Raw genomic sequence first — 2468 nt, forward strand, 5'->3', positions numbered from 1 at the left:
CGACTTGCGGCCGACTTGCGGCGCGTTTGAGCGTTTGACGTCCTCCTTGAGAACCGGGGATTTCGTTTGGCGATTTATCATCTCAGCACGAAACCTGTCTCGCGGTCATCTGGCCGCAGCGCTGTGGCATCTGCCGCCTACCGTTGTGCGGTTCTCCTCACCAATCAACGCGATGGCCTTGTGCATGATTTTACCCGCAAAGAGGGTGTGGAGCATACTGAGATCGTGCTGCCGGAAGGCGTGTCCGCCTTCTGGGCTCTGGATCGTTCGACTTTGTGGAACGCTGCCGAGTTTGCAGAAAAGCGAAAGGATGCCCGCGTCGCTCGCGAATTCGAAATCGCGCTTCCGCATGAGCTTTCGACAGAGGGGCGACTGAAGGCCGCGCGAGCCTTTGCTCAGGATCTGGCAAACCGCTATGGCGCGGCAGTGGATTTTGCAATCCATTCGCCAGGCGAGCAGGGTGACATCCGGAACTACCATGCGCATGTGCTGATGACGACGCGAGAGGTTCACGAAGCCGGCCCTGGCGAGAAAACTTTTCTTGAGCACAAGAACGCACGGCTGCTGGCAAATGGCATGGCGACAACCGACATGCAGCTTCGCGATATCAGGCAGTCATGGGAAAGCATCGCCAACCGTCAGCTTCAACGCGAAGGCCTGGATGTTCGCATCGATCACCGATCACATGCGGAGCGCGGTCTTGAGTTGTCGCCGACCGGGCATATGGGCGTGCATGCTTCGCAGATGCAGCAGCAGGGAATGGCAGTCGAGCGCGGGCGACTGGATGACGAGGCAGCACGGCAGAATGCCAGGCTGATCCGCCAGAAGCCGGAACAGGTTCTGACGCTGATCAGCAATGAGAAGAGCGTGTTCGATCGGCACGATATTGCCAAGACCCTGCATCGCTACATCAACGATGACGCGCAGACATTCCAGAACGCCTTTGCGTCGGTCATGGCGTCGCCAGCGCTCGTGGAGCTTCAGACTGAGCGCATCGATGCCGGGACAGGCGAAGTGTCCAGAGCGCGCTATTCGACGCGGGAACTGATCGATCTGGAACTCGACATGGCGCGGTCGGCGGAACGGTTGCATCAGGCGCATGGCCATCTGGTCGATCCTCGCCATGTCGAGCGCGCGATGGAGAGGCAGGATAACGCTATTCGGAAAAGTTCCGGCGGACCGTCGGCTGAGAGCGATCCGTCAGCAGGATTGTCGGACGAACAGCGTCAGGCGATCAAGCATATCACAGGGCCTGAACGCATCGCGGCTGTGGTCGGGTTCGCCGGCGCTGGAAAGTCCACCATGCTTGCAGCCGCTCGTGAGGCGTGGGAGGCTCAGGGGTATCAGGTCCATGGTGCGGCGCTGGCCGGAAAGGCAGCCGAGGGTCTTGAGGAAAGTTCCGGCATCCAGAGCCGCACCCTGGCGTCGTGGTCTTACAGCTGGGACAATGGCCGGGGTGTGATCGGTCGCGACGACGTGCTTGTCATTGACGAGGCCGGCATGGTCGGGAGCCGGCAACTCGCCCGATTTATCGGAGAAGCGGAAGAGCGCGGCGCAAAGATCGTTCTTGTCGGCGACCATGAGCAGCTACAGGCGATCGGGGCCGGAGCACCCTTCAGGGCGATTGCCGAGCAGATCGGTCATGTCGAACTTTCCGGGATACGCCGCCAGCGCCATGACTGGCAGAGAAAAGCGTCGGTTGCCTTTGCGACCCACAAGACGGCCGAGGGCCTCGCCGCCTACCGGGATCACGGCGACATTCACTTTGCGGAAAGCCGCGACGCGGCGATGGCGCAGATCGTGCGTGATTATCTTGCCGACCGTGCCGGGCGTCCGGATGGCACCCGGGTTGCCATGGCGCATCGCCGTGCCGATGTGCGTGCCCTCAATGCCGCCATCCGCTCCGAACTTCAGAACAGACAGGAGCTGGAGCGCAGCCACGGGCGGGGCGACGGTGAGAACGGTCGAGAACTCACGTTCCAGACCAAAAACGGCAAGCGCGCCTTCGCCGCCGGTGACCGGATCGTATTCCTCGAAAACAACCGGGACCTCCGCGTGAAAAACGGCATGCCTGGCACGGTCGAGCATGTCGAAAAGGGCCTGATTATCGCCCGGCTCGATGGCCGGGGCGGCGAAAGTGTCAGCATTCCGACAGACAGCTACCAGGCGATCGACCACGGCTATGCGACGACGATCCATAAAAACCAGGGGGCGACGGTCGATCGCGCCTTTGTGCTGGCGTCCAGCACCATGGACCGGCATCTGACCTATGTCGCCATGACAAGGCACCGCGACGGCGTGCAGCTCTATGCCGACAGCCAGGAGTTCGCCAGTGCGGGCCGGCTGGTCGATCACGGCGTTGCGCCCTACGCGCATAATCGCCAGGCGCGCGAGAATTACTTCGTCACCCTGGAGAATGACAAGGGCGAGCGGCGCACAGTGTGGGGCGTCGATCTCAAGCGGGCCAT

1 protein-coding gene is annotated in these 2468 nt (G+C 61.7%); it reads left to right on the forward strand.

The genetic code is table 11. From position 1 onward, the window contains the following. Nucleotides 1–66: 66 nt before the first annotated feature. On the forward strand, nt 67–2468 hold a 2402-nt coding region (gene traA, locus QSK43_RS26960; protein ID WP_332306015.1), incomplete at its 3' end, for a Ti-type conjugative transfer relaxase TraA.

The organism is Rhizobium sp. GR12 (assembly GCF_036596185.1).
GTDB classification, from domain to species: Bacteria; Pseudomonadota; Alphaproteobacteria; order Rhizobiales; family Rhizobiaceae; genus Agrobacterium; species Agrobacterium nepotum.